The organism is Providencia alcalifaciens (genome assembly GCF_915403165.1).
Taxonomy (GTDB): Bacteria; Pseudomonadota; Gammaproteobacteria; order Enterobacterales; family Enterobacteriaceae; genus Providencia; species Providencia alcalifaciens_C.
Map to the genome: position 1 here is coordinate 2,651,491 of NZ_OU659204.1, position 25,748 is coordinate 2,677,238.

The window sequence follows — 25,748 nt, forward strand, 5'->3', positions numbered from 1 at the left end:
TTTAGCTCTTAAAAATAAGTACCCCTTGAAACACTTACTTTATGCAGTAAGCCTTGCAAAAAGTGTGTTTTATTATCATGTTAGCGCACTTAAGAAACCTGCAAATTATGAGAACGAACTGACACGTATTAAGTCTATTTATTATGAGCATAAAGGGCGTTATGGCTACAGGCGTATTCATTTAGCGCTAAAAAATGAAGGCATTACACTCAATCATAAAACCGTTCAGCGGTTATTGGGACAACTTAATTTAAAGTCGACAGTTAGGCCAAAAAAATATCGTTCATACCGTGGTGATGTAGGTAAAACAGCGCCGAATTATCTTAATAGAGATTTTACGGCAACCAAGCCGAATGAAAAGTGGGTCACGGATGTGACAGAATTTAAAGTCAATGAACAAAAAGTTTATCTGTCTCCCATAATTGATTTATATAATCAAGAGGTTGTCGCGTATAAGGTCGCTAAAAATACACGCTTAACGTTGGTCACGGAGATGCTAAAAAGAGGTTTATCTCGATTAACCAAAACACAAAATCCGTTATTACACAGCGATCAGGGTTGGCAATACCGAAACCCTAGCTATCAGAAACAGCTAGTTGATAATGGAATTAAGCAGAGTATGTCTAGAAAAGGAAACTGCTTAGATAACACAGTCGCTGAAAACTTTTTCGGCTTATTAAAATCAGAAATGTATCATGGGCATGATTTTCAAAATGCCGATGAATTAATTGAAAAAATTGACGAATATATAGAGTATTACAATACCAAACGGATCAAAGCCAAATTAAAAGGCCTGACTCCGGTTGAATATCGAAATCAGGCCTTACAAGCCGCTTAACTCAAAGTGTCCAACTTTATGGGGTCACTTCAATCGATGGGCTTTTTTTATATCCCACACAGCCTAATATAACCTAACTACCCCAATCACTTTAGGCTTCCTCCAGCAACCCATCAATGCTCCATCATTTCATGCACAATATCCTTACCGCTCATAGAATATGGATAATACGTTGGCCAATTCTCTAATTGAGTCAATAAAGCCTCCTGAGATTCATTCCCCATATAAAGATGGAAATGCCCAGCTTTCTCTGGAGCAATAATATGATCACTAAACTGGATAAACCTAGGGGCTTGGCTATTTTTAGCCTTACACTCAAATAAATAACGGACGCCCTTCTTGCCTGAAGAATAATTTAAAACTCGGTAACCCGCATAATCATATTGGCACTGAGAGACTTTATCCCCTCGGTGGAATTCAATAATATTATTCTCAATGCCAATCATATCCACATCGGTTTTATACCCTTTGGCATAATAATCTCGATACTCTTGCGCAGTTTTACCCTTATTCTTTTCAGCCTTATCTTGCATTACAGGGTCTAACGTTCCATTAGCAAGATAAGGCTCCACAGATTGCCAAACACCGTCCCAATCACTCAATTTACGATCTTTAACATCACTATCCTCAAAAATACCTTTTGCAGCATTGCGTTGCGCTTCTGTCTGCGGCTTATCATGGTGATGCCCATGCGCCATCGCTGTGTGGCTGAATAAACTGGCTAACACAAGCAGTGAAAGAATATTTTTTGTCATCATTTTTCCTCTCTGGTTTGAACAAAATTCCCAAAACGCTTATTAAAGCGAGCAACATTCCCTTCCTGTGAATGGGTTTTCTGTTTCCCGGTATAAAACGGGTGAGAATGCGAGGACACATCGAGAGGAACATACGGATAACTTTGCCCTTCAAACTCAATGGTTCTTTCTGTTTTTATGGTTGACCCAACCTTAAAATAAGCATCTGCCGCGGTATCGTGAAAGATCACCACTCGGTAATCTGGATGAATATTTGGCTTCATCGCCAGCTCCTTTGTTATGTTATAATATAACATTAATATTTTTTGGAGCGATTGACCACTCTTTTTTAACCATGAGTTTTATATGGGAAATACACGACGAATATCGACTTAAGATGCACTGAAATAATCTGCACATAATCCCATCAACAATAAATAAACTTGAATTTCCTTTACCTTGAATGCTGATCATGAACTTTCTTCATGTTCGAAGTGAAATTAAGTCGCTTTAACTCACCTATCCACTCTGGCATAAATTAAACATATTAACTTACTGGCTACATAAAATTGATGAATGAGAAAACGTGCAACATCTCTGTAATCAAGAAATAAACGCCGTTTTCCTATTAGAGCTAGGATGCAAAATCATGAATACAGAATTTACCTTTAATATTACGCGCAGCCTTTTTGATGAAAACTACAACCCATCGGAAAATACGCGGATTACCACCAACTTTGCGAATTTAGCCAGAGGCAAAAACCGCCAAGAAAACCTGCGTAACGCATTGTCGATGATCAACAACCGCTTTAATTCATTGGCGTATTGGGATAACCCTAAAAGCGATCGCTATGCTGTTGAGTTGGAAATTATCTCTGTCGAGATGAATATCGAAGAAAAAGACAGCGCCTTCCCTGTCATTGAAATCTTAAAAACCAACATCATCGATAAAAAAACACAGCAGCGTATCGAAGGGATTGTGGGGAATAATTTTTCATCCTACGTACGGGATTATGATTTTAGCGTTTTACTCTTAGAACATAACAAAGACCAAACAGAGTTTAGTATTCCGACTAAATTTGGCTGCCTGCATGGCAATATTTTTAAATCGTTTATTAACTCCGAAGAGTACAAAGCGAACTTTAATAAATCACCAGTGATCTGTTTAAGTGTCTCAAATAGAGATACCTACCATCGCACAGGAAATCAACATCCTATATTAGGCATTGAATATCAACCAAGTAACGCATCTTTAACGGAGCAATACTTCGCCAAAATGGGCTTACAGGTCCGTTACTTTATGCCGAAAAATAGCGTTGCCCCTTTGGCCTTTTATTTTACGGGAGACTTGCTGAGCGACTACAGCAACCTTGAGTTAATCAGCACTATTAGCACTATGGAAACATTCCAAAAAATTTATCGTCCTGAAATTTATAATGCCAACACGGTGGCGGGTGAATGCTATCAACCGAGCTTAAATCAGCAGGATTACTCATTAACCAAAATTGTTTATGACCGTGAAGAGCGCAGCCAACTTGCCATTGAACAAGGTAAATTTACTGAAGAGCACTTCATTAAGCCTTACCAAACGATCCTTGAAAAATGGTCAGCAAGCTATTCGCTTTAATAAACTCGCGCATTTAGAAAAAATAAAATAAAAGGTCACCTGCAATGAAAATATTATTACCCACTTCCACAGCCGGCAGCTTGCCGAAGCCATCTTGGTTAGCAGAACCTGAGAAACTCTGGTCGCCATGGAAATTGCACAACGAAGAACTTATCGCCGGCAAACAAGATGCCCTACGTTTATCACTGGACGACCAATTACGTGCAGGTATCGACATCGTGAGCGATGGCGAACAAACTCGCCAGCACTTTGTGACCACTTTTATTGAACACTTGAGCGGCGTGGATTTTGAAAAACGCCAAGTGGTAAAAATTCGTGACCGTTACGATGCCAGCGTACCGACCGTTGTTGGTGCTGTTGCTCGCCAAAAACCGGTGTTTGTGGATGATGCCAAGTATCTGCGTCAACTCACGGACAAACCGATTAAATGGGCATTACCAGGCCCAATGACCATGATCGACACTCTCTATGATAGCCACTATAAAAGCCGCGAAAAATTAGCGTGGGAGTTTGCTAAAATTCTTAACCAAGAAGCGAGAGAGTTAGAAGCCGCAGGCGTCGATATCATTCAATTTGATGAACCCGCATTTAACGTCTTTTTTGATGAGGTGAATGACTGGGGGATCGCTGCCCTTGAAAGAGCCATTGAAGGGCTGAAATGCGAAACAGCGGTACATATTTGTTATGGCTATGGCATCAAAGCCAACACCGATTGGAAGAAAACGTTGGGTTCTGAGTGGCGACAATATGAAGAAGCTTTCCCGAAACTGCAAAGCTCGAATATCGATATCGTTTCACTGGAATGCCACAACTCCAACGTCCCGATGGACTTGATTGAACTTATCCGTGGTAAAAAAGTGATGGTCGGCGCAATTGACGTGGCAACCAACACTGTCGAAACCCCGGAAGAAGTCGCCAACACATTGCGAAAAGCCCTACAATTTGTTGATGCAGACAAACTTTACCCATCAACTAACTGTGGGATGGCACCATTATCTCGCGATGTTGCTAGAGGTAAACTCAACGCGTTAAGCGCAGGCGCTGAAATCATCCGAAAAGAACTTGGTGCAAAATAAATTAACCCAGATTTGGCGATCTCATCAATCGCCAAATCTCATCATTTTTAAACCTTTTATCGCCATTCACACCCCTTATTCGTATTTACTGAAAATCCTTGAAATTCTTTCAACCATTATCACAGAAACCCTCTATCAATGTTGCTGGCTAGGTATTTTCCCTCCTATACTTTTTTTTGCTTAAAAAGTGACTAATAACAAAATAACTGGAAGGAAATAATCATGAAATTATCTCTACTAGGATGTTTATTGGCAGCTTCATTTTCTCTGCACGCTTACGCCGCAAGCGAGCCACCAATCCGATTAGTGATCCACGGGGGAGCCGGTACTATTACCAAAGACACCATTACTCCAGCACAAGAAAAAGAGTATCAAGCAAAACTGACCGAAGCCTTAGAAGCAGGCTACGCGGTACTCAACAAAGGCGGTAGTAGCCTTGATGCAGTACAAGCCTCTATTAACGTGATGGAAGATTCTCCGCTATTTAACGCAGGAAAAGGCGCTGTATTTACCCATGAAGGCAAAAATGAAATGGATGCGTCGATCATGGATGGCAGCAACCGTAAAGCGGGTGCTGTTGCTGGCGTCACCAACATTAAAAACCCGATTAATGCCGCTTATGCCGTCATGACCAAAAGCCCTCATGTCATGATGGTTTCTAAAGGTGCCGAGCAATTCGCCGCGGAACAAGGTATTGAAATCGTTGACCCATCGTATTTCCGAACTGATTTCCGTTGGCAGCAACTTCAAAAAGCCAAAGAAAAAGAGAAAGTGGTACTCGACCATGATGGTAAAACTGCCGCTCTCTTTATTGACCCAATGATGTATGACTACAAATATGGCACCGTTGGCGCGGTCGCTCTCGATAAAAACGGTAATATCGCCGCAGGGACATCCACAGGCGGCATGACCAATAAACGCTTTGGTCGTGTCGGTGACTCGCCAATCATTGGTGCGGGTAACTACGCAGACAACAATACCGTCGCCGTTTCAGCCACTGGCTCTGGCGAGATGTTTATCCGTACCGCCACCGCCCACAATATCGCCGCCCAAGTTAAATACAACAAAACGCCTATCGACCAAGCCGCCCGTAATGCGTTGGATGAAGTCAAAGAGCTGAATGGAAGTGGTGGTGTGATTGTGTTGGATAAATCCGGTAACTACGCGATGGAGTTTAATTCAGAAGGGATGTACCGCGGAACAATCGGTAATGATGGCAAACCTCAAGTCGCGATTTATAAAAACGATTAAGTTCATCGCATTTAAACTCGCTACGCAATAAAAATACAAAAGCCCACCAATGTGGGCTTTATAAACTATATCTATAAGCACGTTTCTATAAAATATGTCTCTACGGACTATGCCTCTATAAACAACGGCCCTCAGCCCAATGACTTTTGAACTGCGCCACTGGCCAAATACCCTTTATGGAACGCAGCTTGCCTTGGAGAGATACGCGCAACCGCCTCTGCTGAGCAAGAGGCATCCACCAGCACAAAACTGGCATCATCGCCTTTCGCTGGCCACACTTGCTTGCCCTTTTCATCCAATGGCAATACGTTGCCCGTGGCGATAGCAAGGGAGCGAGATAATGCCAGCTCATCAGGGCGCGTGTACAACTGCGCATATAAATTGGCTTTTTCTAACATATCCCCGAGACCAAATGGCGACCAGTGATCAATCACACTGTCAGTGCCTGTCATCACAAACACACCATTTTTATTCAGCGTTTTTAATGGCATATGTAATGTACCGATAGGCACGGTCGACGCTATCGTGATCTGCTGCTCAGCCAAGCGTTTTGCCATTGCATCGGCGTCTTCAGGGTTTAACATGGCTAATGCAAATGCATGACTAATCGTCACCTTGCCACGCAAGCTGCGGTTTTCATCCACGGTTTTTATCATATAGTTGATAGCGGCAAGTCCTGCCGGGCTTGTCTCATGCAGATGGATATCAACCCCTTTATTATAATCCAGTGCAATTTGGAACATCGCATCAAGAGATTTTTCCATCGCGCCATCCACATTGGTTGGATCTAGCCCACCCACATAGTGCGCACCCGCCTGCATCGCTTCTCGCATCAAAGGGACTGATTTTGAAAGCAGTAAACCATGTTGAGGGAAAGCCACAATTTCGCACGTGAGATCTTGCTGACGTTTATCCAACACCGTTTGCAGTGCTTCAAGGTTTTTTAACCCAGAAACAGGCTCAATATTGCAATGGCTGCGTGCGATGGTCGAACCGTGAGATTGAATTAAATCAATTAGCGCATGCGCCCTTTCTTGAGTAAAGGGTTGCAACTCAGGCAACATTTTCTGCTCTAAGGTAATCATATCCATGATGGTTTTACCTTCACGAGACTGTGGCGCTTGCCATGGTCCTCCGTAAAAGGTTTTATCCAGATGAATATGCATATCTCGAAATGCAGGAAGCATCAATTTACCTTGCGCACTGTATGCATTCAGAACGGTATTTGGATGCTGTTTATTGGGTAACACCGCCACGATTTTACCATCATTAATTTCGATGGTTTTTAGCTCAGTTTGTGTCCCAATCACCGTACTATCACGGAAATTAAAGCCTGTTTCGAGTAACGCATCATCAAGATAATAATGTTTATCTGTGATGCGAGAAACACCGGACTGCGGTACGCTTTGCGCCGCCGCGCCTGCAGAGACTGAACCTAATAATGTACAAGCCGCCACCACTTTTACACTTGTCGTCAGAAACTCTCTACGTCCAGATAACTGTTCTACATTCATAGCAATTCCTTATCATCGAGAGTTCGACCCCATCGTATGAGGCCGAACGAGTGAGGCTTAGCCTTGAATAATATGGGTTCCCGTCTCACCACGTAACGCCGCTGGTAGAGCTTCAGGCGTGGTGATAATCACGCGCTTACCGCCATTAGCGATAAACGATAAACTGGCTTCGATTTTCGGCAGCATGCTCCCCGCAGGGAAATGCCCCTCTGCCATATAGCGCTGCATGTCCGTCGTTGAGGTTTCACCAAGGGCTTTTTGTTCCGGTTTGCCAAAGTGAATACACACTTTTTCCACGCCCGTGGTGATGATTAATATGTCCGCATTGAGCTCTTTCGCCAGTAGCGTAGTCGATAAATCTTTATCAATAACGGCATCCACACTTTGATAGCCGCCCTGCCCATTATTCACAACAGGGATCCCACCGCCGCCTGCCGCAACAACCACATAGTCATGTTCGGTTAATGTGCGAATTGCCGCTGACTCAATGACACGTTTAGGTTCAGGGGATGCCACTACACGGCGATATCCACGCCCTGAATCCTCAACAAAGTGCCAATCAGGGTTTTCCTGCTGCAATACATCCGCTTGTTCTTTACTGAAAAACGCGCCAATCGGCTTAGTCGGTGCAGCAAAGTTCGGGTCATTTTTATCGACTTCCACTTGGGTGACTACCGTTACTGCTTGGCGATGTTGCTGTTTAGCTAATACGTTAGTGAGTGCTTGCTGAACTAAATAGCCAATCCCCCCTTGCGTATCCGCCACACAGTTAGCTAGAGGTGTTAGCGGTAAGCCTTCAGTCACATGAGCAATTTCAGCACGACGCAAATCCAACCCAACCTGCGGCCCATTACCGTGAGTCAGCACAATATTGTAATTACCTTTGAGCATATCGCTGATGTGCTGAGCCACTTCTTGAACCGCTTTTTCTTGAGCTTCAATGGATTGGCTGCTGTTATCTTTAATAATACTGTTGCCCCCGATGGCAACAACCACGAGTTCTTTCATGATTAAGGATCCTGATACCGAAAATTTGGTAGATAGCAGGTGTACCACGTACACCTGCTATAAAGATTGGCTTATTACGCTGATTTACTGAGCTTCTCAGCTTTTTCAGCTTGTTGCTGCTCCACTGATTGGCGACCATCTAAAAAGTGTTTGATAACAAACAAAGCCGCCATCATGAGGTATGCGTAGACAAACATCAATGCCGGGCCTGTTGCAATACCCACAGCCGGAGAATGGATGATGCCAAAGAAGACCAATACCGCCCCCACTGCCGCTGCAATCGCGCCACGTAACGGCTTGTTTAAAATAGCGAAGATAGCGATACAGCCCCATAACATACTTGCCAACGGTGCGCCGTTACCTAAGTGAACCAGACCTTGATAATAAACGCCTTTATGTAACAGAACTTCTGTACCAATAGCGCTTGCAGACGTCCCAGCCGCTCCCATGACACTATTAACCATCGTCAATGCCCAGTTCGCAATCCATGGGAATAGACAGATGAAAATCACAGGCACTTCGACTTTCGGTGTTTCTCGCACCACTTGGTTGGCTGTCACGACACCGATAAACACTAAGATAGGGACAATGGCCGTCATTGGGATAACCGCAAGCATAAATGCTCCGATACCAAATAACGGGACGATAAACATAGTGATACCGGATGCTAATGTATAGCCCACACTCGCGCCCATCGCTTTCCAACCCGCATGGCCCACATACACAGTCACCGGGAATGGGTTACCCAGCACGACACCCACGGTTGAAGATAAACCGTTTGCTAGCATCACTTTACGTGTGTTGTATTCATCACCCGCTGCGTGAGCACTTTCAATATTTTCAAGGTCAAAGATGTAGTTCGCTAAACCTAAAGGTACCGCTGAGGCCAAGTACGGCAGTGCGTGCGGTAAACCTTGGAAGAAGCTATCCACATGGATACTTGGCGGGTTAAAACCAAATGATGCCATGGATGCCGTAATCGCTTCTGGGCTTTGTAAGCCAGAAATCCAGGCTAAGGCTGAACCTGCGATAAGCAGCAGCAACCCTGTAGGAATACGTGCAAAGATAGGCTTTTTACCAAACCAGTTGATGAAAATTAACAGCAGGACAATAAACGAAACCGTTGGTGCTTCAAATGCTTGCAGCATCGGGTTCATTGCCAGTAACAATAATCCGAGACCCGATAAGCACGATAATAATACGGTACGTGGGATCATTTTACGGATGGTTTCACCAAGGAAAGATCCACCCACTAAAATCATCGATTCCACAAAACACCAAACCAACGCAATTTGCAGAGCAAATTCAGGATCTTTGGTGGTTTGGTAGACCGGCATGATCACTAAGAAGGTCACGGTGAAGATAGAAGGTGCGCTTGGCCCTGATGGTAGTGCCGTGACGTCATTGCGTCCCGTTTGCTTGATCATCTGCTGACCAAAGTAAGCGTAACTTATACTGGCAAGTAATACAGCAAAACCAAACGCTGGAGCGATACGACCATAAACAATTTCCGCTGGGATGCCGACAACAAAAATCAGTAAGCCCATCATGGTGAGTAGGTTCGTGAGGTTATTGGTCATCAAACCAAAATAGGCCGCCAAATCACCACGTTTCCATTTAATATTTAATAGACTCATATTTTTACTCCCATTCCCTTCAGACCTTGAGCAGCACGTTGTTGACGGTCTATCTCTTATGCCACTGAATAATTTAGGGAATGCGTTGCTTTATTTTTATCGCCCGACCGGAGCCGGGCATTATTTTTTGCTTAGTGAGCTTTGGGCTCAATCACCACTATGCATAGTGTTTCGCGTAAGAAAGCATCGCTTTTTCGAAGCAATCAAACGGAGGATGCACAATCCCTGCCCCAATCATTCCAATACCCGCATCTTTATGCGCAATCGCCGTGTTAATCACCGGAAGAATGCCACTTGCTGCGACTTTCGTGATATCAATCGCTGTCGGAATTCCCATAAAACCTAGCAATGGAATGGTGACGTTCGGGTTTTCACCAAGGGTGATTTCACGCATTTGGCGAGAGAAATCCACCGCTTCCTCAACGGTTCCCCCTACAAGCGCCACGATAGCCGGTGCTGTCGCCATCGCAAATCCACCAATCCCGTAAGTTTCTGTGATAGCCGAGTCACCAATATCTAAACCTGAATCTTCCGGTTTATAACCCGCGAACATTGGACCAATCACTTGCTGAGAAGGACCTGTAAACCATTGCCCCGGTAATCCGCTAATACGTAAACCAAACTCATAACCATTACGCGCCATGGTCGTAACAACAGTACTGTATTCAATGCCGTGTGCTGCATCCATTGAGGCTTTACACATTGCCATCCATGTAGGACCGGAGAAATAGTCGCTACTTGCAACGAAATCAAACACCTCTTTTTGCTGTGCAACCGTAAAATTGGTTTGAATAATTCCCGTGGTCAACGCTTGGATCAGCAGTGTTGTTCCCGCATTGTTACGGTTATGGCATTCATCCCCCATATGTAATGCTTGTGCCAACATTAAACGCAGGTCAATTTCACCCACGATTTTCATGGCGTCACGCAGCATTGGCCCCAGCACATCACGCATCCAATTCAAACGGTCAATAACGCTTTGGTCATTGGCACCCATGCGCAAAATTTTTGCCATCTGCTCACTCAAGTTAGTGAATGCGCGGTTGCCGTAAGTTTTGTTTTCGACAATATGCATAAACATCGATGCAGATGTCACGCCAGCCATTGAACCTACGCAATCATGTTCATGGCATGGGGAAAAGATAATTTCACCAGAAGCCGCAACGCGTTCCGCATCCGCTAAGTCTTTTGCCAATCCTTCAAAAACTAAAGCACCAGTCACCGCGCCTTTCATCGCGCCACACATATCCTTCCATGCCACTGGCGGGCCTGCATGTAGAATGGTGTTTTTCGTCATGCCCGGTACCACATTAATGGCTTGGTCATAACCCACGAGCACTGGCTGGGACTGAATAATGCGCTCAAGCGCTTGTGCGTTCGCCACTGCGATTTTTTCTTGTAACGCTGCGTTGCCTTCAATTTGGTCAAGCGCGCGGATCACGGCAACGTTACCTTGTCCCGGCGGCGTCCAATTCAGTTGAGTCACCGGAACGTGCTGTTTTTTCAGATCATCACTGAACATCTCAATGCCGATATTGATAACGTTCAATGGTTGTTTAAATAATGAAGTCATTACGCTTTCTCCCCTTTCCAGACAAACTCACGTCCTAATAAACCTGTATTGGTACTGCTACTCGCCCAAATAACACCTGCGTCAGTGAGCATCTTGACCTGAGCATCCATCGATGGCGTATCTTGGTCAGTACCCAGCACATAGCCGAGGATCACCAGTTCACGCCCTTCTTGTTTCGCTATCTCTTTTGCTGTTTTGATAGCGTCAATCATCACACCAACCGGATCTTCATGAGAGCCAAAGCCAAGCACGAAATCCATCATGATCACGCCAACTTCTGGGTCACGAGCTTCTTGCAGTAAACGTTCGATACGGTTTGTTGGGTCGATCATTGGGTGTGGCTTACCGTTGGTAAAATCATCATCACCAAAGTCGAGGAAGGTATGGGCGACACTTTTATTGATATCTTTCAGACGGAAGTCAGGGTTAGGCTGAATATTGCTGTAGACGTCATCGTATTTTTCCAGCGCTGCAAACATTGCTTCATCACACAATGTACCGCCACAGAAAAGACCACGAATGTATTTTTGTTCCGGTTTGAGTAAAGCTCTCACTTCATCAATCAATGGCAGATTGAGAGGATGAAGGTCTAAATCCTCTTTGCGAATGCCAGTCAGCAAAACGGCTTTCAGAGCAGCTTCTTTGGTGCTTTGGGCAAAGGTTAAGCCTGGTTTATCATCCGGCAACGGTTGGCTTCCTAAGAAACAAACCACCACTGGCTTATGGCATTTTTCAGCTTGTTCTAACACTTTTTTGGCAACCGCTGGCGCTGGTGGCTTAGAAATGAGCGCAATGACTTGGGTTTCATCATCCGCATCCAGCATTTTGAGTGCATCAATCATCATGATGCCACCAATTTTTTCACTCAGGTCACGACCACCCGTACCAATTAGCTGAGAAACCCCCGCACCAAATTCATGGATGCGAACACTCAGTTCTTGGCTCCCTGTACCGGATGCCCCAATAATTCCGATGCTACCGCGACGAACATTGTTACCAAAACACAGGGCTGTCCCATTAATGATCGCCGTTCCGCAGTCTGGCCCCATCATTAACAACCCTTTTTGACTCGCCAACTGTTTCAGCGCCAGCTCATCGTCAATCGAGACGTTATCAGAGAACAGCATCACGTTGAGATCATTTTCGAGTGCAATACGCGCTTCACGAGCCGCAAATTGCCCATTAACAGAAATAACCGCTAAGTTGGCATCAGGAATGTGCGTTTTTGCAGAATTAGTCGTGGCATATTTGGCTTCATGCTGCCCGCCACCTTGGTTTTTCTTATTAAACAGTTCTTCGATAGCAATCAATGTCGCATCATTGGCTTCATCACTAGGCCCTTTAATCACTATCATTAAATCGCCGTTTTTTGCTTCTTCTAATTCCGGTGTTAATAAACCTAAGTTTCTTAATACGCCTTTATTCATTTCTGTTGCCATTGCCACAAATGCTTGCTCAACATTTTCAAGTTGGTTGGCTTTGGTGGAAATAGACATCAATGACACGGAATCAAAATAGGTATTCTTTTTTATGACCACTTTAGTCGACATGTGTTTCTCCGAAATAATGAGTCAGAAACAGCGCATCGCGAATGCCAAATAGCATGTCGCAACCTGAACTAGACCCGATATTTAAAATCTCTAAAATTTGTGGATAAATATTTGTTTCTCGCCCATCAACTAAACACTGGATCAGTTGATGCATATTTTCGCGATACTCTTGGTTTAATGCTTTTTCTAACGTGATGGCACTGATAGGTGTTGTATTCGCCTTGCTTTGCGAAATTCCTTGATAAAAACTCTGATAGAAGGAATTCGCAGGGTGATGTTTCAACAACAAAAAAGCCATCAGTCCCACTAAATAATCATCTCCCGAAGGTGTTAACCCAATTCCTAACCCAACAAACTGGCTTACAATATTAATCAATGCTTGGTGCCGTTTATTGAAAAATAATTTAATTAAACTAGAGCGTAATTCATTTAATTTCTTTGATGATTCAAGATAAAAATAATTCTCCCCTTGGTAGTTAAAAAGAGAGTGTGTTTTATCATTTAAAATAGAATCAATTTCGTTAATTTTAGACTGAAGAAAATAACGGTATTTTTCTTCGGTTAATTTATCATTAATAAAATAAACCGTTGGTGGGATCCATTTCTTACATAATAAAAATGAAACAGCATATTTCTCACCAATATGAATTTCATTATTTAAAATACAAACAGAATCCCCCGCCATGATATTTAACGGTAAAAAATCCTTATTAATTATTCGGCAACTATTGGGTCCATTATCCGTTTGCGAACTAAGCAAGGTATAAAGTTGGTTATTAATAGAAAAATTAATGGCTTTATTGAATACTTGCTCGACATTCCCTGTTAATAATGGCTGATGCAAAAGATCCAAGAAATGCACATCAGCCGTTAACCCATAAATGTTTTGCCGCTGAGATTGGTGTCTGTCCACAATCCCCCTTATGGGTGGTTACGCACCCGCTGCAATCAGTAATTCAGCGATTTCGTGATAGCCTTTTTCCTGTGCCAGCTCTAACGGTTTTTTGCCATATTTGTCCGTCATATGTGGATTAGCACCGTGCTCTAACAGCATTTTTACGATTTGCTGCTGTTTTACACCACCATCATTCAACACAATCGCTTCTAGCAATGGCGTCCAGCCGACAAAGTTGGTGTGGTTAACATTAATGTCCGTGTTTTCAAGTAATTCACGCACAATTTCCACATGCCCTTTTTCACTCGCTGGCGTGATCCCAACACCACCAAAACGGGTTAATAAATCTAAATTCGGGTTAGCAGGTAATACCAAGCGTAATAATGTTAAATCATTATTTAGGCAACTTAATAAAAATGGGTTAAAACAGGTTTGATCTTGTTTATTAATATCAGCACCCGCATGAATAAGAAAATCAACGCACTCATAGTGCTGATTTAAACTGGCATTCACAATAGCAGTTCGACCTTGGCGATTGGTGCTATTAATATCAACACCTTTTTCAAGGCAATTTTTTAAAATAGCTAATTGGCCTTGCTCTGCTGCTTTAAGAAAATCTTGAACGAGTGTGCTTTCTGTCATAACGCTCTCCAAATTTAGCTATTTAAATTTCCAGATAGCCAAATTAAATATGAATTAAAGATTATTTAGCATGGTTAGAGCATATCAATTGCCATTAATAAATAGAATCCATTTAAATTTAATTCATCAATCCGCCACCTTATTATTGATTTAAATTCAACAATCGAGCATTTTTGTGCGTGAAAGCATCCTTCACTGACCTTTATTGATGTTTTTTTGTCTGTTTTCTATGCAACTTGACCAAATTATTTTGTTAATCTGTTGGCCAATTTATTCTTTCTTCAATTTTGTGACAGCCATCAAATCAAAGGTTTTTAAATTGTTAACATTGTGATTTTTTTGTTTATAAACTCGATATCCCCTAATGGTTATTTTTCCATTTAATTCAATAATATTAATTAGTTTGAATGTAAACATACGTTTCATTAGTTGCTTTTTGTGGTGACATAAATTAAATACTATTTATTGTACAGAATAGATAAATATCCCCGCAGAGGGCTATCAATAATAATCGATAAAAAGCCTGTTTTTTAAGCTATTGAATTGTATTCACAGAAAATGTTATTTAGGCTAATTTTTACACACTTTGGGACACGACACATGAACTCTATTTTTACCGAAGAAAATTTATTGACCTATACCACCGCCGCTAAATTTGCCAGTTTCAGTAAAGCGGCTGAAGAACTTGGGATTACTACCTCAGCAGTAAGCTACACCATAAAACGTATCGAAACCTATTTAGATGTCGCCCTGTTTATCCGCGATACCCGTAATATTGAGCTGACCGAAGCGGGATACTATTTTTATCGCAAAGCCACCGACCTTCTGAATAATTTTCATCTCATCAAAAAAAGTATCGATTCCATTGAACAAGGGATTGAAGCCCGTGTTCGCATCTGTATCAATCAGTTGATCTACACCCCTTACCATACGGCGAAATTACTGCAAATCTTGAAAAAGCAATTTGGTACCTGCCAGATAACTGTTACCACGGAAGTGTATAACGGTGTTTGGGATGCCATTATCAATAACCATTCGGATATTGCGATTGGGGCTCCGGGTACACTCATGGATGGCGGCGGGATTGATTACACAGAAATTGGAGCCATACACTGGCAGTTTGCGATAGCGTCTAGCCACCCTTTAGCCTTAATGCCTGAGCCAATTGCCGAAAGCCAGCTACGCCTCTATCCAAATATTATGGTGGAAGATACCGCGCATACCATCAATAAACGCGTTGGGTGGCTACTGCACGGGCAAGAGGCAATTCAAGTGCCCGATTTCAACACTAAATGCCAGTGCCAAATCTTAGGTGAAGGGATCGGATTTTTGCCAGACTATATGGTCAAAGAACATGTAAAAAACGGTGTCTTAGTCACTAAGCAAATACAAAACCCAAGGCAGGATTCTCACATGCTATTAGCCACTCAGCACTCTGCAACAGGGTTAGTCACCCAATGGATCAGAAAAGAATTTATGGCAAATGGGGTATTAACAGAGCTTTACAGTGACTTACTCAAGCCCATCGCCAATTAACACGGTTCTAATTGATGAGCCAACTGCTCCGCCAATACTGAAACCATCTCCGATGATTCTTTGTGAAAATGCATCGCCAGTTCCATCTCTTGGGCAGGAGGAAAACCCTCTTCTGCTATCAAGATTCGATGCTGGGGTAATTTAGCGCGTACGGGTAACAGGCTAACCCCTAATCCGTCGGTAATCGCACTTTGGATACCCGCCAGACTGGTGCAAGTGTAAGTGATGTGCCAAGGGCGTTGCTCATTATCTAACAATCTAAACATATCATTCCGGTATAGCCCATTTTCTGGAAAAACAATCAGTGGAATAGAATCAGTGAGGAGAACATGTTGCTGGCGACTCGCTAGCCAGCAAAGAGGCTCTGACCAATGATAATCACTATGAAATTCCCCTTTTCGTTGTTTCACAATGATCAAATCCAACTCACCATGCTGATAGCGTTGCTGTAGTTGACGACTCAATCCGCTAGTCACTTCTAATCGGACATTAGGATGCGCTTGCATAAATGCGGCTAATGTCGGTGTCACTAATCCCGACGCCAAATCTTCAGGAAACCCTAATCGCAGAGTTTGAATAATCGCATTTCCTGTTATTTTCATAAAAAACGTATCATTAAGTGCCAGAATATTTTTTGCGTATCCCAGCAAGACTTCTCCCGTTTCTGTCAGGGTTAACATCCGGTGCCCCCTGACGAACAGCGGTTGCCCAACAAGACTTTCTAATCGCTGAACTTGCTGGCTCAACGTCGATTGCGTTGAATTTAATTGTTGTGAAGCCACCGTAAAATTTCCCGTTTCCGCGATGGTAACGAATGTTTTCAATAACACAAAATTAAGCAGTGAATTCATTTTATTAATACCTGGGATTTAATTATTTAATTTTTAAATATCATAATTTTTGATTAGATTGAAGGGAACAACGCATTTGATGGACATTACTGAAATGACACCATGTCAACTCATCAGTAATCTTATTAGAATACTCGATAAATCAGGAGCACAAGCCATGCTCGATAAACAATTTTTACAACATGCAATCACCCTCGCCGCTGACAATGTCGCCGCAGGTGGACGCCCGTTTGGTGCAGTGGTAGTCAAAGATGGGCAAATTATCGCCACTGGCGTAAATCAAATGCTGGAACGGCACGACCCTACTGCACACGCTGAATTACTTGCATTACGCCAAGCGGGAGAAGTGCTAAATAGCGTCAGACTCGATGACTGCACCGTCTATGCTAGCGGTCAACCTTGCCCGATGTGCCTTGCTGCTATCCGTATGTCTGGCATTAAACGTGTCGTTTATGCCTATTCGAACCAAGATGCAGAACCTTTTGGATTATCGACTGAAGCGATAGCTGAGGCATTAAGAGTCTCTCCTGACCGACAAAATGGTTTGCAATTTATCCAATTAAAACTGAAGGATGAGACGCAATCCATGCTGTATCAAACTTGGTGGCAACGGCATCACGCGTGAACATGAAAAAACCACTTTCTGCCTCTTTCGGCTTGATTCTGACGATTGCCCTTGTCGGCATCAATTTACGCCCCTTTATGACAGGGCCTGGGCCCGTCATCGATAATATTATTCAAACCACAGGAATGAGCTACCAGAGCGTTTCGCTGTTAACGCTGATCCCCATGTTACTGATGGGTTTTGGGGCTTTGGTCGTCCCCGCGTTAAATCAAAAATTAGGCAACAAGTTGGGTATCAGCCTCGCGATGTTACTGCTGCTGATAGGCTCTTTCTGCCGATTATTTGTTTCTGATGCGAACGCACTGTTAATGACTGCATTTTTGTGTGGAATGGGAGCGGCTTATATTCAAGCTGTTTTCCCCGGTTTGATAAAATTTTCGTTTCCACAAAAAATGGCCGCCATGACGGGGTTATATTCAGCCACGTTGATGGTTGGTGGCGCGCTCGGAGCGCAATTAACACCGCTAATTACCCACCTTTCTGGAAATTGGCAGAGTGGACTCGCATGGCTTGCATTTCCAGCACTGATCGCCCTGATTGCCGCCATAATCAATATTCGCTCTTCAGAAACGAAAAATACACCAGCTCAGCTGAGTGTATTGACCTATCTTAAACAGCCCAGAGCGTGGTTATTAATGGCGGGATTTGGTTTAGTGAATGCGGGTTACGCAACTGCCGTAACATGGCTAGCGCCTTTCTTCCAACAACAAGGATTCAGTGCCACAGAAAGTGGTTCTCTGGTGGCGATTTTAACCATTTTCCAAGCTGCGGCGGCACTGATGATCCCGGTATTAGCGTCCCATAATATTGACCGCCGTTTTTGGCTCACTGTCACGCTGGTAAGCCAAGCATTCGGGTTTGCTGGGTTAATCCTGTTTCCTAACTCGATACCGTTGCTGTGGGTGGGTCTGCTGGGCTGCGGTTTGGGTGGTTGCTTCGCCTTAACCATTATTACCTCTTTAGATCATATTCCTCATCCTGCTAGCGCTGGGATCCTGACTGCCTTAATGCAAGCAGGCGGTTTTATCATCGCGGCTTTTGGACCTTTGGTTGCGGCAGCATTACAGCAATTTAGCCACAGCTTTACCCCTGTTTGGTTGCTACATTGTGTCTTGGTTATTATGACATTACTGCTATTTCTGCGTTTAAATCCTAAAGGATATCATCAGATTTTTAGCGTAAAATAAGCTTAGTCACCTAGGGGATGGCCTCATTGCCATCTCCATCACATTACGCTGTGGTTTCTTCTTGCGCCAATACAGATTTTGGTAACCCAAAAATTTTGTCAAATGCCCAGTTAAAGAAAAAAGTATAAATCGGGATAAAGATAATCAGGGCAAAATCTAAAATAAGTGCCTGCCAGAGCGATATTGATAGCCACCATGCAATCAGTGGGATCAAAAATACCACCAGCGTTAGCTGGAATAGCACCGCATGGACGAAACGACGCCTAAACGTTCTAATTCTTGATTTCTGCTTTGATTCCCAATATTCAAATGCCACATTGAAAATAAAATTCCATGTCACTGCAATTGTGGTGATCACCAGCGCTAAAGGTCCTGTGGTTCCCGCGGAATTCCCCGAAAGAAAAGCCAGTGCCAATGATGAAATCATCCAACCAATAACTTCGTAGCTCGTAATAAAAACGACTTTACGTTTAATACCTTGCATTTTTTATCTCATATTCTGTTTGCCGAAGACTGGTAAATTAAATCAACATTAATGATAATAAAAGTCAGCTACTATCAATAAAACTGAAAGGTCTGAGATGCCATTTAATAGCGAAAACCTGATGATTTTTTTAACCGTACTCGATAAAGGCTCCTTTTCCGCAGCGGCAAGAGCGCTGCATAAAGTGCCTTCCGCAGTCAGTATGGCGATTGCCAACCTTGAAGCAGAGCTTGGTTTTTCGCTGTTTGAGCGCCATACACGAGAACCCAAACCTACAGAACAAGCGCTTTCCCTTGCTCCATATGCCCGTAATATCGTGGATAGCTTGCGTCAGTTGAATGTTTTCTCACGGGAGCTCACTCAAGGCGTGGAAAGCACACTCACGATCGGAGTTGCCGAGGGGGTTAACCCCAATGTGTTAGTTGAGGCATTGCACACGCTGAGCCAACGTTATCCATTGATGCATGTAGAGCTGATTACTGCGCCTCAAGACGATATTTTACCGTTACTGCACAGCGATCGCCTTCAACTGGCTATTGCCTTTGGTGGGCTATATGTCAATGCTCAGGAACAATTCGAATGTATTGGTTATGAATCATTAACGGCGATCATCAGCGCCGATTATTCCTCAAGTAAATCGAATAATGTGCTGTATATTGAAGATCTCGTTCAGACACGCCAAATTATTGTCGCGAGCCCTCACCACCCTATCAGTGATTTTCGCTCTATCGTTTCTAGCCATTATTGGCGTACGGATAGTTTTACCATGGCGTTAGAATTGGTTAAAAAAGGGATGGGTTGGGGAAATTTACCTGCTTCATTAATCAAAACTGACTTAGAGGCAGGTTTACTCAAGCGTTTAGAATTTAAAAACACCCCGAATGGCTTAGTGCTTCCTGTCCATGTCGTTTGTTTAAAAGGTCAAGTACTCAAACGTGGCGCTCAAGAGTGCATAGAGCTTTTAAAAACGAATATGTACTAACAATTTTGAGTCATTTCAAAATCGGTTCAATCCCCCCAAAACGTCGAGTAAATTCCTATTACATCATAAATGTAGCTCCCATTCGCGATGCGACTCTTTTGCCGGTGAGCTATGTTTGTTGATCAATTGTGAAAATCACTTGATATTGCCAATGCTTTTAAAGATAATAATTATCAATATCATTCTTATTGACAACAAAATCTATGTGGTGAATAACATGACCAAGCCACTTTCTGACATTATTGAAGAAACCGCAAAATCGACCTCATTGACTGATTTTGCTGCTAAAAATGGGCTTATTGAAAGCCAAAAATTATTAGGTGCATCCGGCAAAATTTCCATTGAGCACCGGGGTGAAATTTATCAATTGCGCCAAACTCGCACAGGTAAATTAATTCTGACCAAATAGTATTTTAATCTTCACAACGCAGTTTGCTTTAAAAATACTGTTTGTTTTAAAAATATTGTTTGTTTCAAAAATACAATTAGCTTTAAAAACACAATCTATCTCGCAAGCCACCTAAGTCGTCATGCTAGGCAGCCAGCTTAACTCTATACATCAGGACACAGTTTCTTATGGTGTTTATTACGGGCTTTGCTGCTGTAAATCTGGATAACCTCAAGGCGAACTTTCGAACCCTATCATCGCTTGTTGGGTTCAAATACCCCTTTTCCCCTATTCCGTTGAAAGCGTCTTTGTCTCAACACCCTATAAACACGCCATAACGCTCTGATGATAAGTCTGTCTTTAACGGTGCATCGCACTCATCAAAGAGTTAACAATTTTTAGGGAGTATCACCTGTATGTCTCAAGTATTACGCTTATCTGTGCTGGCGAGTGCCTTGCTGCCTCTAATGGCAACCGCGCAGACTGAAAAATCACCAACGAACAATAACCATTTAACTAACAATCACCATGATGTGATGACGGTTTATGCCACGGGTAATGAGCGAGATAGCTTTAATACGCCAATGATGGTTACTGTCATTAAAAATGATTCACCAGAAACCAAAACAGCCAACAATGCTAACGATATTTTGCGGAAAGTGCCGGGTATTGCACTGACAGGAACTAGCCGCACTAACGGCCAAGATATCAGTATGCGAGGGTTTGACCGTCGTGGAATTTTGACGCTAGTCGATGGCGTTCGCCAAGGTACAGATACTGGGCACATTAACGGCACATTTCTTGACCCTGCGCTTATCAAGCAAGTAGAAATTATTCGTGGTCCGTCAGCGCTTTTATACGGCAGCGGCGCGATGGGTGGCGTGATTGCTTGGGAAACCGTGAATGCAAAAGATTTACTGCGTGAAGGTCAAAATCAAGGTTTCCGCGTGTTCACTCAAGGCGCGACTGGGGATCACAGTTTTGGCTTTGGCGGCTCCGCTTTTGGTAAAACCGATGATTTTGACGGTCTATTCAGCTTTGTGACGAAAGAAAGCGGTGATGTTCGTCTTGGCGGCGGCGAGAAAATGGATAACAAAGAAACCATTGCCAATATGCTCGGTAAAGGAACATGGCAACTGGATGATGCGCAAACCCTGTCTGGACAAATTCGTTATTACAATAATGATGCCTATGAGCCAAAAGACCCACAACAGCTCGCCACCAGCAACGATAATAAACAGGTTAACCGCACGACGCGTCAGCGTGACTTGCAAGCAACCTATCAGTTAAACCCTGACGATAATTCATGGCTCAATTTAAAAGCGACTCCGTATTACTCTGATGTGAATATCACCTCCAAAGGGAAAGAATCAAACTACGAAGGCCGCAGCCAAAAAACGTATGGTATCAAGCTGGATAATCGCTCCGATATCTATGAGTTACCACTCGCTGCACATAACTTCACCTACGGTACTGAAGCATATCGTCAAAAACAGACTCCTTACGCTGGAACCACTCAGTTCCCTGATGCGGAGATCACCTTTGCTGCTGGCTTTATTCAGGATGAAATCACCTTAAAAGATTTGCCTGTTTCCTTCATTTTGGGTACCCGCTATGACAACTACAAGTCCACCGCTAAGGGCAATAAAGATGTCAAAGAAGATCAATGGTCATCAAAAGCGGCGGTGAGCATCACGCCAACTGATTGGTCAATGCTGTTTGCGTCATACTCTGAAGCCTTCCGTGCCCCAACGATGATGGAGATGTACAACGACTCCCTTCACTTCAAAGGTGGCCCTATTTCCAACTATTGGCGACCGAATCCAGACTTAAAACCTGAATCCACACGTACTGCGGAATATGGTTTTGGTTTACGTTTTGATGACCTACTCATGGCTCGCGATAACCTGCGCTTCAAAGCCAGCTATTTCGATACTAAAGCCAAAGATTACATTAACACCTACGTCAATACAGACCGTGTTAACTGGAATAATAACTACACCACATCCATCAATACTAAGCGTGCAAAAATTTGGGGAACGGATGTGTCATTGGATTACACCACTGACTACTTTGCGTGGGGGCTCGCCTATAACCACACCGTCGGCGTCAATGAATATACTGGCAAAGCCATTGAATCCATTAAACCAGACTCGCTTACCAGTAACCTCTCCGTTCCTATTGCGGACAGCGGTTTCTCTGTAGGCTGGTTAGGTGAGTTCACTACCCATACCGATTTCGATAAAACATCCAAATTGAAGCAACAACCAGGCTATGCCGTTCATGATTTCTATCTAAATTATCAAGGAGATGGAAGTCTTAAAGGGTTAGGTACCAGTGTTGTTTTAGGAAATGCTTTTGACAAAGAGTATTACTCCTCTCAGGGGATTCCCCAAGATGGTCGTAATGCTAAGCTGCTCGTCAGCTTCCAATGGTAATTCACACTACATAAAGGAGAAACCTGTGAATTCAGCACTTTTCGAACGTTATCAACAAGCCAAAGCAGATAATAAAGCTAAGTATGCGAGAGATCTCGCTGCTTATCTGAATGTTTCTGAAGGGGAATTATTACATAGCCGTGTTGGGCGCGATAAAGCTAAACGCCTGAGCATTGATGCGCCAACGTTATTAACTGCTTTGGAAGCTGTCGGTCCAGTCAAGGCTATTACCCGTAATGAATATGTGGTTCATGAGCAAGTAGGCCGCTATGAAAATGCCAAATTTAGCCCTCATGGTGGTTTAATTCTCAATCCACGCGCACTGGATTTGCGGATGTTTTTCTCTCATTGGGACAGCATTTTCGTGCTCACTGAAGAGGCAAAACGGGGTGAACGTCATAGTATCCAATTCTTTGATAAACATGGCGATGCACTGCACAAAGTGTATACCACCGATGAAACCGATATGGATGCATGGAATGCGCTTATCGAAAAATATACCACCACCGAAAACCCACTGTTAACCGTTGAAAAAGCCCAGCCGCACCACGCACAGCCAATCAGCGATGAGCTGAAGCAACTGCTTGACCAAGAGTGGCGCAATATGACGGATGTTCACCAATTTTTCATATTATTGAAAAAGAACAATTTAAGCCGCCAACAAGTGTTCCGCGCGGTCAGTGATGATTTAGCTTGGCAGGTGCCAAATGATTCTTTCAATCAGTTGGTTAATACTGCTTTCGCGGATCAAAACGAAATTATGATTTTTGTCGGTAATCGTGGATGTGTGCAGATTTTCACAGGAAAAATCAAACGTTTGATGCCACACCAAACTGAAGGTTCTGATATCAAATGGCTGAACATTTTCAACCCTGATTTCACGCTGCATATGATTGAAAATGGCGTTGCGGAGTGTTGGGTTACTCGTAAACCAACGGAAGATGGATTTGTTACCAGCCTTGAAGTGTTTGATGACCAAGGTAACCAAATCGCACAAATGTACGGACAACGCACTGAAGGGACTCCAGAGCAAGAGCACTGGCGTCAACAAGTCACGTCCCTGCCAAGAATCTAACACAGGTATTTGACTATGAAACAATGGCTTCTAATGGTAATCACGCTGGCAACCTCGTTGGTTGCCCATGGCGCTGACCGTTTAGTGACACTCGGTGGCGATGTGACTGAAATTGTCTATGCGCTCGGTGCACAAGATAGTCTGGTTGGGCGCGACAGTAGCAGTTTACATCCAGAGCAAGCGACTAAGCTGCCCGATGTCGGCTATATGCGAATGCTCAATGCAGAAGGAGTTCTCTCTTTGCGTCCGACGCTGGTGCTTGCTAGTGAGCTTTCCCGACCTTCAATTGCATTAACCCAAATAGAAAAAAGTGGCGTTAAAGTGATTAAAGTTACAGGAGAGCCGAAATTAGAAGCCATTCCTGAGAAAATCACCACTATCGCACAGGCAGTGGGACTACCCGAAAAAGGGAAAACATTAGTCGAACAATTTAATGCCGAGCTACTCGCTGTACCCACCAGCCCGATTAATAAAAAAGTAGTCTTTTTAATGAGCCATGGCGGGATACAACCGATGGCTGCGGGGCAAAAAACAGCAGCCGATAGCATGATCAAGGCTGTTGGTGCACAAAATGCAATGCATAACTTCTCCAGTTATCGCCCACTATCCCAAGAGGGGTTGATATACAGTCAGCCTGACCTCATTGTGGTTTCTGAGCAAGGTGTAAAATCCTTAGGTGGCGTTGACAAAGTTTGGGAATTACCGGGGTTAGCACTCACTCCGGCAGGAAAAAATCGCGCTCTTTTAGTCGTGGATGATACTGGAATGCTGAGCTTCAGCTTAGGTACGCCCAAAGTCATGCAGCAGTTAAGAGAGGCGTTAGAAAAAAGCGAATGAGCCGTTTTAAGCACCCTTTATTTAAAATTTTGATGTTATTGGTGCTACTGGGGGCAGTCACTGTGGCTGCCTCCACCGCTGGCGCAATTCACTTACCTTTAAAAGCACTTTGGTTCGCACCATCAACCGACCCCGACTGGCAAATTTGGCTCACCATTCGTCTACCAAGAGTGTTGCTCGCCATTTTAGTGGGGCTGGCTTTAGCGGTTTCCGGTGCGATGATGCAAGGGCTATTTCGCAACCCTCTCGCCGACCCAAGTTTATTAGGGATCAGCAGTGGTGCCGCATTGTGTGTGGCCGCATTCATCATTTTACCGTTCTCTTTGCCCACATTAATGCTCAATTACGGTCATCTTGGCGCTGCATTCGTTGGCAGTTTAGCGGTTTCGCTGATCATTTTTAGCCTCAATAAAATGTCTAATGGCAATTTGGCACGGCTGCTATTAGCAGGGATTGCCATCAATGCCCTGTGTATGTCGCTAATTGGGGTACTAAGCTATATGAGTAATGACCAACAATTACGCACATTTAGTTTGTGGATGATGGGGTCATTAGGCAATGTGAATTGGACATCGTTAGCAATTGCCGCCAGCGTGATTATCCCCACTTGCTTGATCTGCTTGTGGCAAGGCAATACGCTGAATATTCTGCAATTAGGGGATGAAGACGCCCACTATTTAGGGATAAATGTTGAACGCAGCAAGTTTGTTTTATTATTCCTAAGCGCCTTATTAATTGGCTGCGCCGTTGCCATGAGCGGTGTGATTGGCTTTATCGGCCTCGTTGTTCCTCACTTAATCCGAATGACATTGGGGCCTGATCATCGTTGGCTTATTCCTGGTTCTGCCATTGTAGGTGCTTGCTTACTCTTAGTTGCCGATACCCTTGCTCGCACTTTAGCGATTCCCGCAGAAATCCCTGTGGGCTTGTTAACCGGTTTGATTGGCGGCCCTTACTTTTTATGGCTAATACTGCGCCAACCTGCAGGAAGGATCTAACA

The 25,748-nt window shown here is 43.6% G+C and carries 23 protein-coding genes and 1 pseudogene; 13 read left to right on the top strand and 11 right to left on the bottom strand.

The genetic code is table 11. The features are described from left to right. Position 1 precedes the first annotated feature (1 nt). Positions 2-838, top strand: a pseudogene (locus LDO73_RS12185) (IS3 family transposase); the annotation flags it as partial. 113 nt (positions 839-951) lie between these two features. Here LDO73_RS12185 and zinT read toward each other — a convergent pair. Next, positions 952-1,593 (bottom strand): metal-binding protein ZinT, encoded by a 642-nt coding sequence (gene zinT / locus LDO73_RS12190; protein ID WP_423810854.1) that lies wholly within the window; start codon positions 1,591-1,593, stop codon positions 952-954. Continuing rightward, positions 1,593-1,856, bottom strand: coding sequence for a type B 50S ribosomal protein L31 (locus LDO73_RS12195; protein WP_154602595.1), 264 nt, complete (start codon positions 1,854-1,856; stop codon positions 1,593-1,595). Before LDO73_RS12195 ends, zinT begins: the two co-directional genes overlap by 1 nt. A gap of 365 nt (positions 1,857-2,221) precedes the next feature. On the opposite strand from LDO73_RS12195, the gene LDO73_RS12200 reads away from it, so the two are divergent. The 3 genes from LDO73_RS12200 (at position 2,222) to LDO73_RS12210 (ending at position 5,526) form a co-directional block, all read left to right on the top strand. Further along, positions 2,222-3,199, top strand: a complete 978-nt coding sequence (locus LDO73_RS12200; RefSeq protein ID WP_224058112.1) for a DUF1852 domain-containing protein — start codon at positions 2,222-2,224, stop codon at positions 3,197-3,199. Between the two features lie 44 nt (positions 3,200-3,243). Beyond that, positions 3,244-4,275 carry a methionine synthase gene (locus tag LDO73_RS12205; RefSeq protein ID WP_224058113.1) on the top strand — a complete coding sequence of 344 codons (1,032 nt, stop codon included), beginning with the start codon at positions 3,244-3,246 and terminating at the stop codon, positions 4,273-4,275. Positions 4,276-4,497: 222 nt separating this feature from the next. Beyond that, on the top strand, positions 4,498-5,526 hold the full coding sequence (locus tag LDO73_RS12210) for an isoaspartyl peptidase/L-asparaginase family protein (protein ID WP_224058114.1): 1,029 nt from the start codon (positions 4,498-4,500) through the stop codon (positions 5,524-5,526). A gap of 131 nt (positions 5,527-5,657) precedes the next feature. Here the strand turns inward: LDO73_RS12210 and LDO73_RS12215 are convergent, their stop codons facing one another. The 7 genes from LDO73_RS12215 to LDO73_RS12245 all read right to left on the bottom strand — a co-directional run bounded on the left by LDO73_RS12215 (position 5,658) and on the right by LDO73_RS12245 (position 14,345). Next, the gene (locus LDO73_RS12215) at positions 5,658-7,040 is read right to left on the bottom strand and encodes an amidohydrolase family protein (RefSeq protein WP_224058115.1); all 1,383 of its coding nucleotides are present in this window, start codon (positions 7,038-7,040) and stop codon (positions 5,658-5,660) included. Positions 7,041-7,097: 57 nt separating this feature from the next. After that, the gene (locus LDO73_RS12220; protein ID WP_132495710.1) at positions 7,098-8,048 is read right to left on the bottom strand and encodes a carbamate kinase family protein; all 951 of its coding nucleotides are present in this window, start codon (positions 8,046-8,048) and stop codon (positions 7,098-7,100) included. Positions 8,049-8,122: 74 nt separating this feature from the next. Next, positions 8,123-9,685 (bottom strand): xanthine permease, encoded by a 1,563-nt coding sequence (locus LDO73_RS12225; RefSeq protein WP_224058116.1) that lies wholly within the window; start codon positions 9,683-9,685, stop codon positions 8,123-8,125. Positions 9,686-9,842: 157 nt separating this feature from the next. Continuing rightward, positions 9,843-11,258: a DUF1116 domain-containing protein gene (locus tag LDO73_RS12230; RefSeq protein ID WP_036951080.1), complete on the bottom strand. Its 1,416-nt coding sequence runs from the start codon at positions 11,256-11,258 to the stop codon at positions 9,843-9,845. Next, positions 11,258-12,808 carry an acyl-CoA synthetase FdrA gene (gene fdrA, locus LDO73_RS12235; protein WP_224058117.1) on the bottom strand — a complete coding sequence of 517 codons (1,551 nt, stop codon included), beginning with the start codon at positions 12,806-12,808 and terminating at the stop codon, positions 11,258-11,260. Before fdrA ends, LDO73_RS12230 begins: the two co-directional genes overlap by 1 nt. After that, positions 12,798-13,721 carry a DUF2877 domain-containing protein gene (locus LDO73_RS12240; RefSeq protein WP_224058119.1) on the bottom strand — a complete coding sequence of 308 codons (924 nt, stop codon included), beginning with the start codon at positions 13,719-13,721 and terminating at the stop codon, positions 12,798-12,800. The genes fdrA and LDO73_RS12240 overlap by 11 nt, the downstream gene beginning before the upstream one ends. Positions 13,722-13,739: 18 nt before the next feature. Beyond that, entirely contained in the window at positions 13,740-14,345 is a 606-nt protein-coding gene (locus tag LDO73_RS12245) for an ankyrin repeat domain-containing protein (protein ID WP_224058121.1), read from the bottom strand. Positions 14,346-14,945: 600 nt separating this feature from the next. Between LDO73_RS12245 and LDO73_RS12250 the strand changes: the two genes are divergently transcribed. Further along, positions 14,946-15,881 (top strand): LysR substrate-binding domain-containing protein, encoded by a 936-nt coding sequence (locus LDO73_RS12250; RefSeq protein WP_224058123.1) that lies wholly within the window; start codon positions 14,946-14,948, stop codon positions 15,879-15,881. On the opposite strand, the gene LDO73_RS12255 is transcribed toward LDO73_RS12250, so the two are convergent. Next, positions 15,878-16,732 (bottom strand): LysR substrate-binding domain-containing protein, encoded by an 855-nt coding sequence (locus LDO73_RS12255; RefSeq protein ID WP_224058124.1) that lies wholly within the window; start codon positions 16,730-16,732, stop codon positions 15,878-15,880. The genes LDO73_RS12250 and LDO73_RS12255 overlap by 4 nt on opposite strands. Positions 16,733-16,889: 157 nt before the next feature. Here LDO73_RS12255 and LDO73_RS12260 point away from each other — a divergent pair, with 157 nt between their 5' ends. Beyond that, entirely contained in the window at positions 16,890-17,357 is a 468-nt protein-coding gene (locus LDO73_RS12260) for a nucleoside deaminase (RefSeq protein WP_224058126.1), read from the top strand. A 2-nt stretch (positions 17,358-17,359) separates the two neighbouring features. Beyond that, the gene (locus tag LDO73_RS12265) at positions 17,360-18,544 is read left to right on the top strand and encodes a cyanate transporter (protein ID WP_224058133.1); all 1,185 of its coding nucleotides are present in this window, start codon (positions 17,360-17,362) and stop codon (positions 18,542-18,544) included. A gap of 43 nt (positions 18,545-18,587) precedes the next feature. Here LDO73_RS12265 and LDO73_RS12270 read toward each other — a convergent pair whose 3' ends face one another. Further along, a complete protein-coding gene (locus LDO73_RS12270) occupies positions 18,588-19,028 on the bottom strand; it encodes a PACE efflux transporter (RefSeq protein ID WP_224058137.1) in 441 nt (146 codons plus the stop codon). A 97-nt stretch (positions 19,029-19,125) separates the two neighbouring features. On the opposite strand from LDO73_RS12270, the gene LDO73_RS12275 reads away from it, so the two are divergent. The 6 genes from LDO73_RS12275 to LDO73_RS12300 all read left to right on the top strand — a co-directional run bounded on the left by LDO73_RS12275 (position 19,126) and on the right by LDO73_RS12300 (position 25,746). Continuing rightward, a complete protein-coding gene (locus LDO73_RS12275; RefSeq protein ID WP_224058139.1) occupies positions 19,126-20,010 on the top strand; it encodes a LysR family transcriptional regulator in 885 nt (294 codons plus the stop codon). A gap of 217 nt (positions 20,011-20,227) precedes the next feature. After that, the gene (hemP, locus tag LDO73_RS12280) at positions 20,228-20,419 is read left to right on the top strand and encodes a hemin uptake protein HemP (protein ID WP_336431843.1); all 192 of its coding nucleotides are present in this window, start codon (positions 20,228-20,230) and stop codon (positions 20,417-20,419) included. Positions 20,420-20,814: 395 nt separating this feature from the next. Beyond that, on the top strand, positions 20,815-22,836 hold the full coding sequence (locus LDO73_RS12285) for a TonB-dependent hemoglobin/transferrin/lactoferrin family receptor (RefSeq protein WP_224058140.1): 2,022 nt from the start codon (positions 20,815-20,817) through the stop codon (positions 22,834-22,836). Positions 22,837-22,861: 25 nt separating this feature from the next. Beyond that, complete coding sequence (locus LDO73_RS12290; RefSeq protein ID WP_224058142.1) at positions 22,862-23,911, top strand: hemin-degrading factor; 1,050 nt, start codon at positions 22,862-22,864, stop codon at positions 23,909-23,911. A 15-nt stretch (positions 23,912-23,926) separates the two neighbouring features. Continuing rightward, positions 23,927-24,748: a heme/hemin ABC transporter substrate-binding protein gene (locus LDO73_RS12295; protein ID WP_224058143.1), complete on the top strand. Its 822-nt coding sequence runs from the start codon at positions 23,927-23,929 to the stop codon at positions 24,746-24,748. Continuing rightward, positions 24,745-25,746 (top strand): FecCD family ABC transporter permease, encoded by a 1,002-nt coding sequence (locus tag LDO73_RS12300; RefSeq protein ID WP_224058145.1) that lies wholly within the window; start codon positions 24,745-24,747, stop codon positions 25,744-25,746. The genes LDO73_RS12295 and LDO73_RS12300 overlap by 4 nt, the downstream gene beginning before the upstream one ends. Positions 25,747-25,748: the final 2 nt, after the last annotated feature.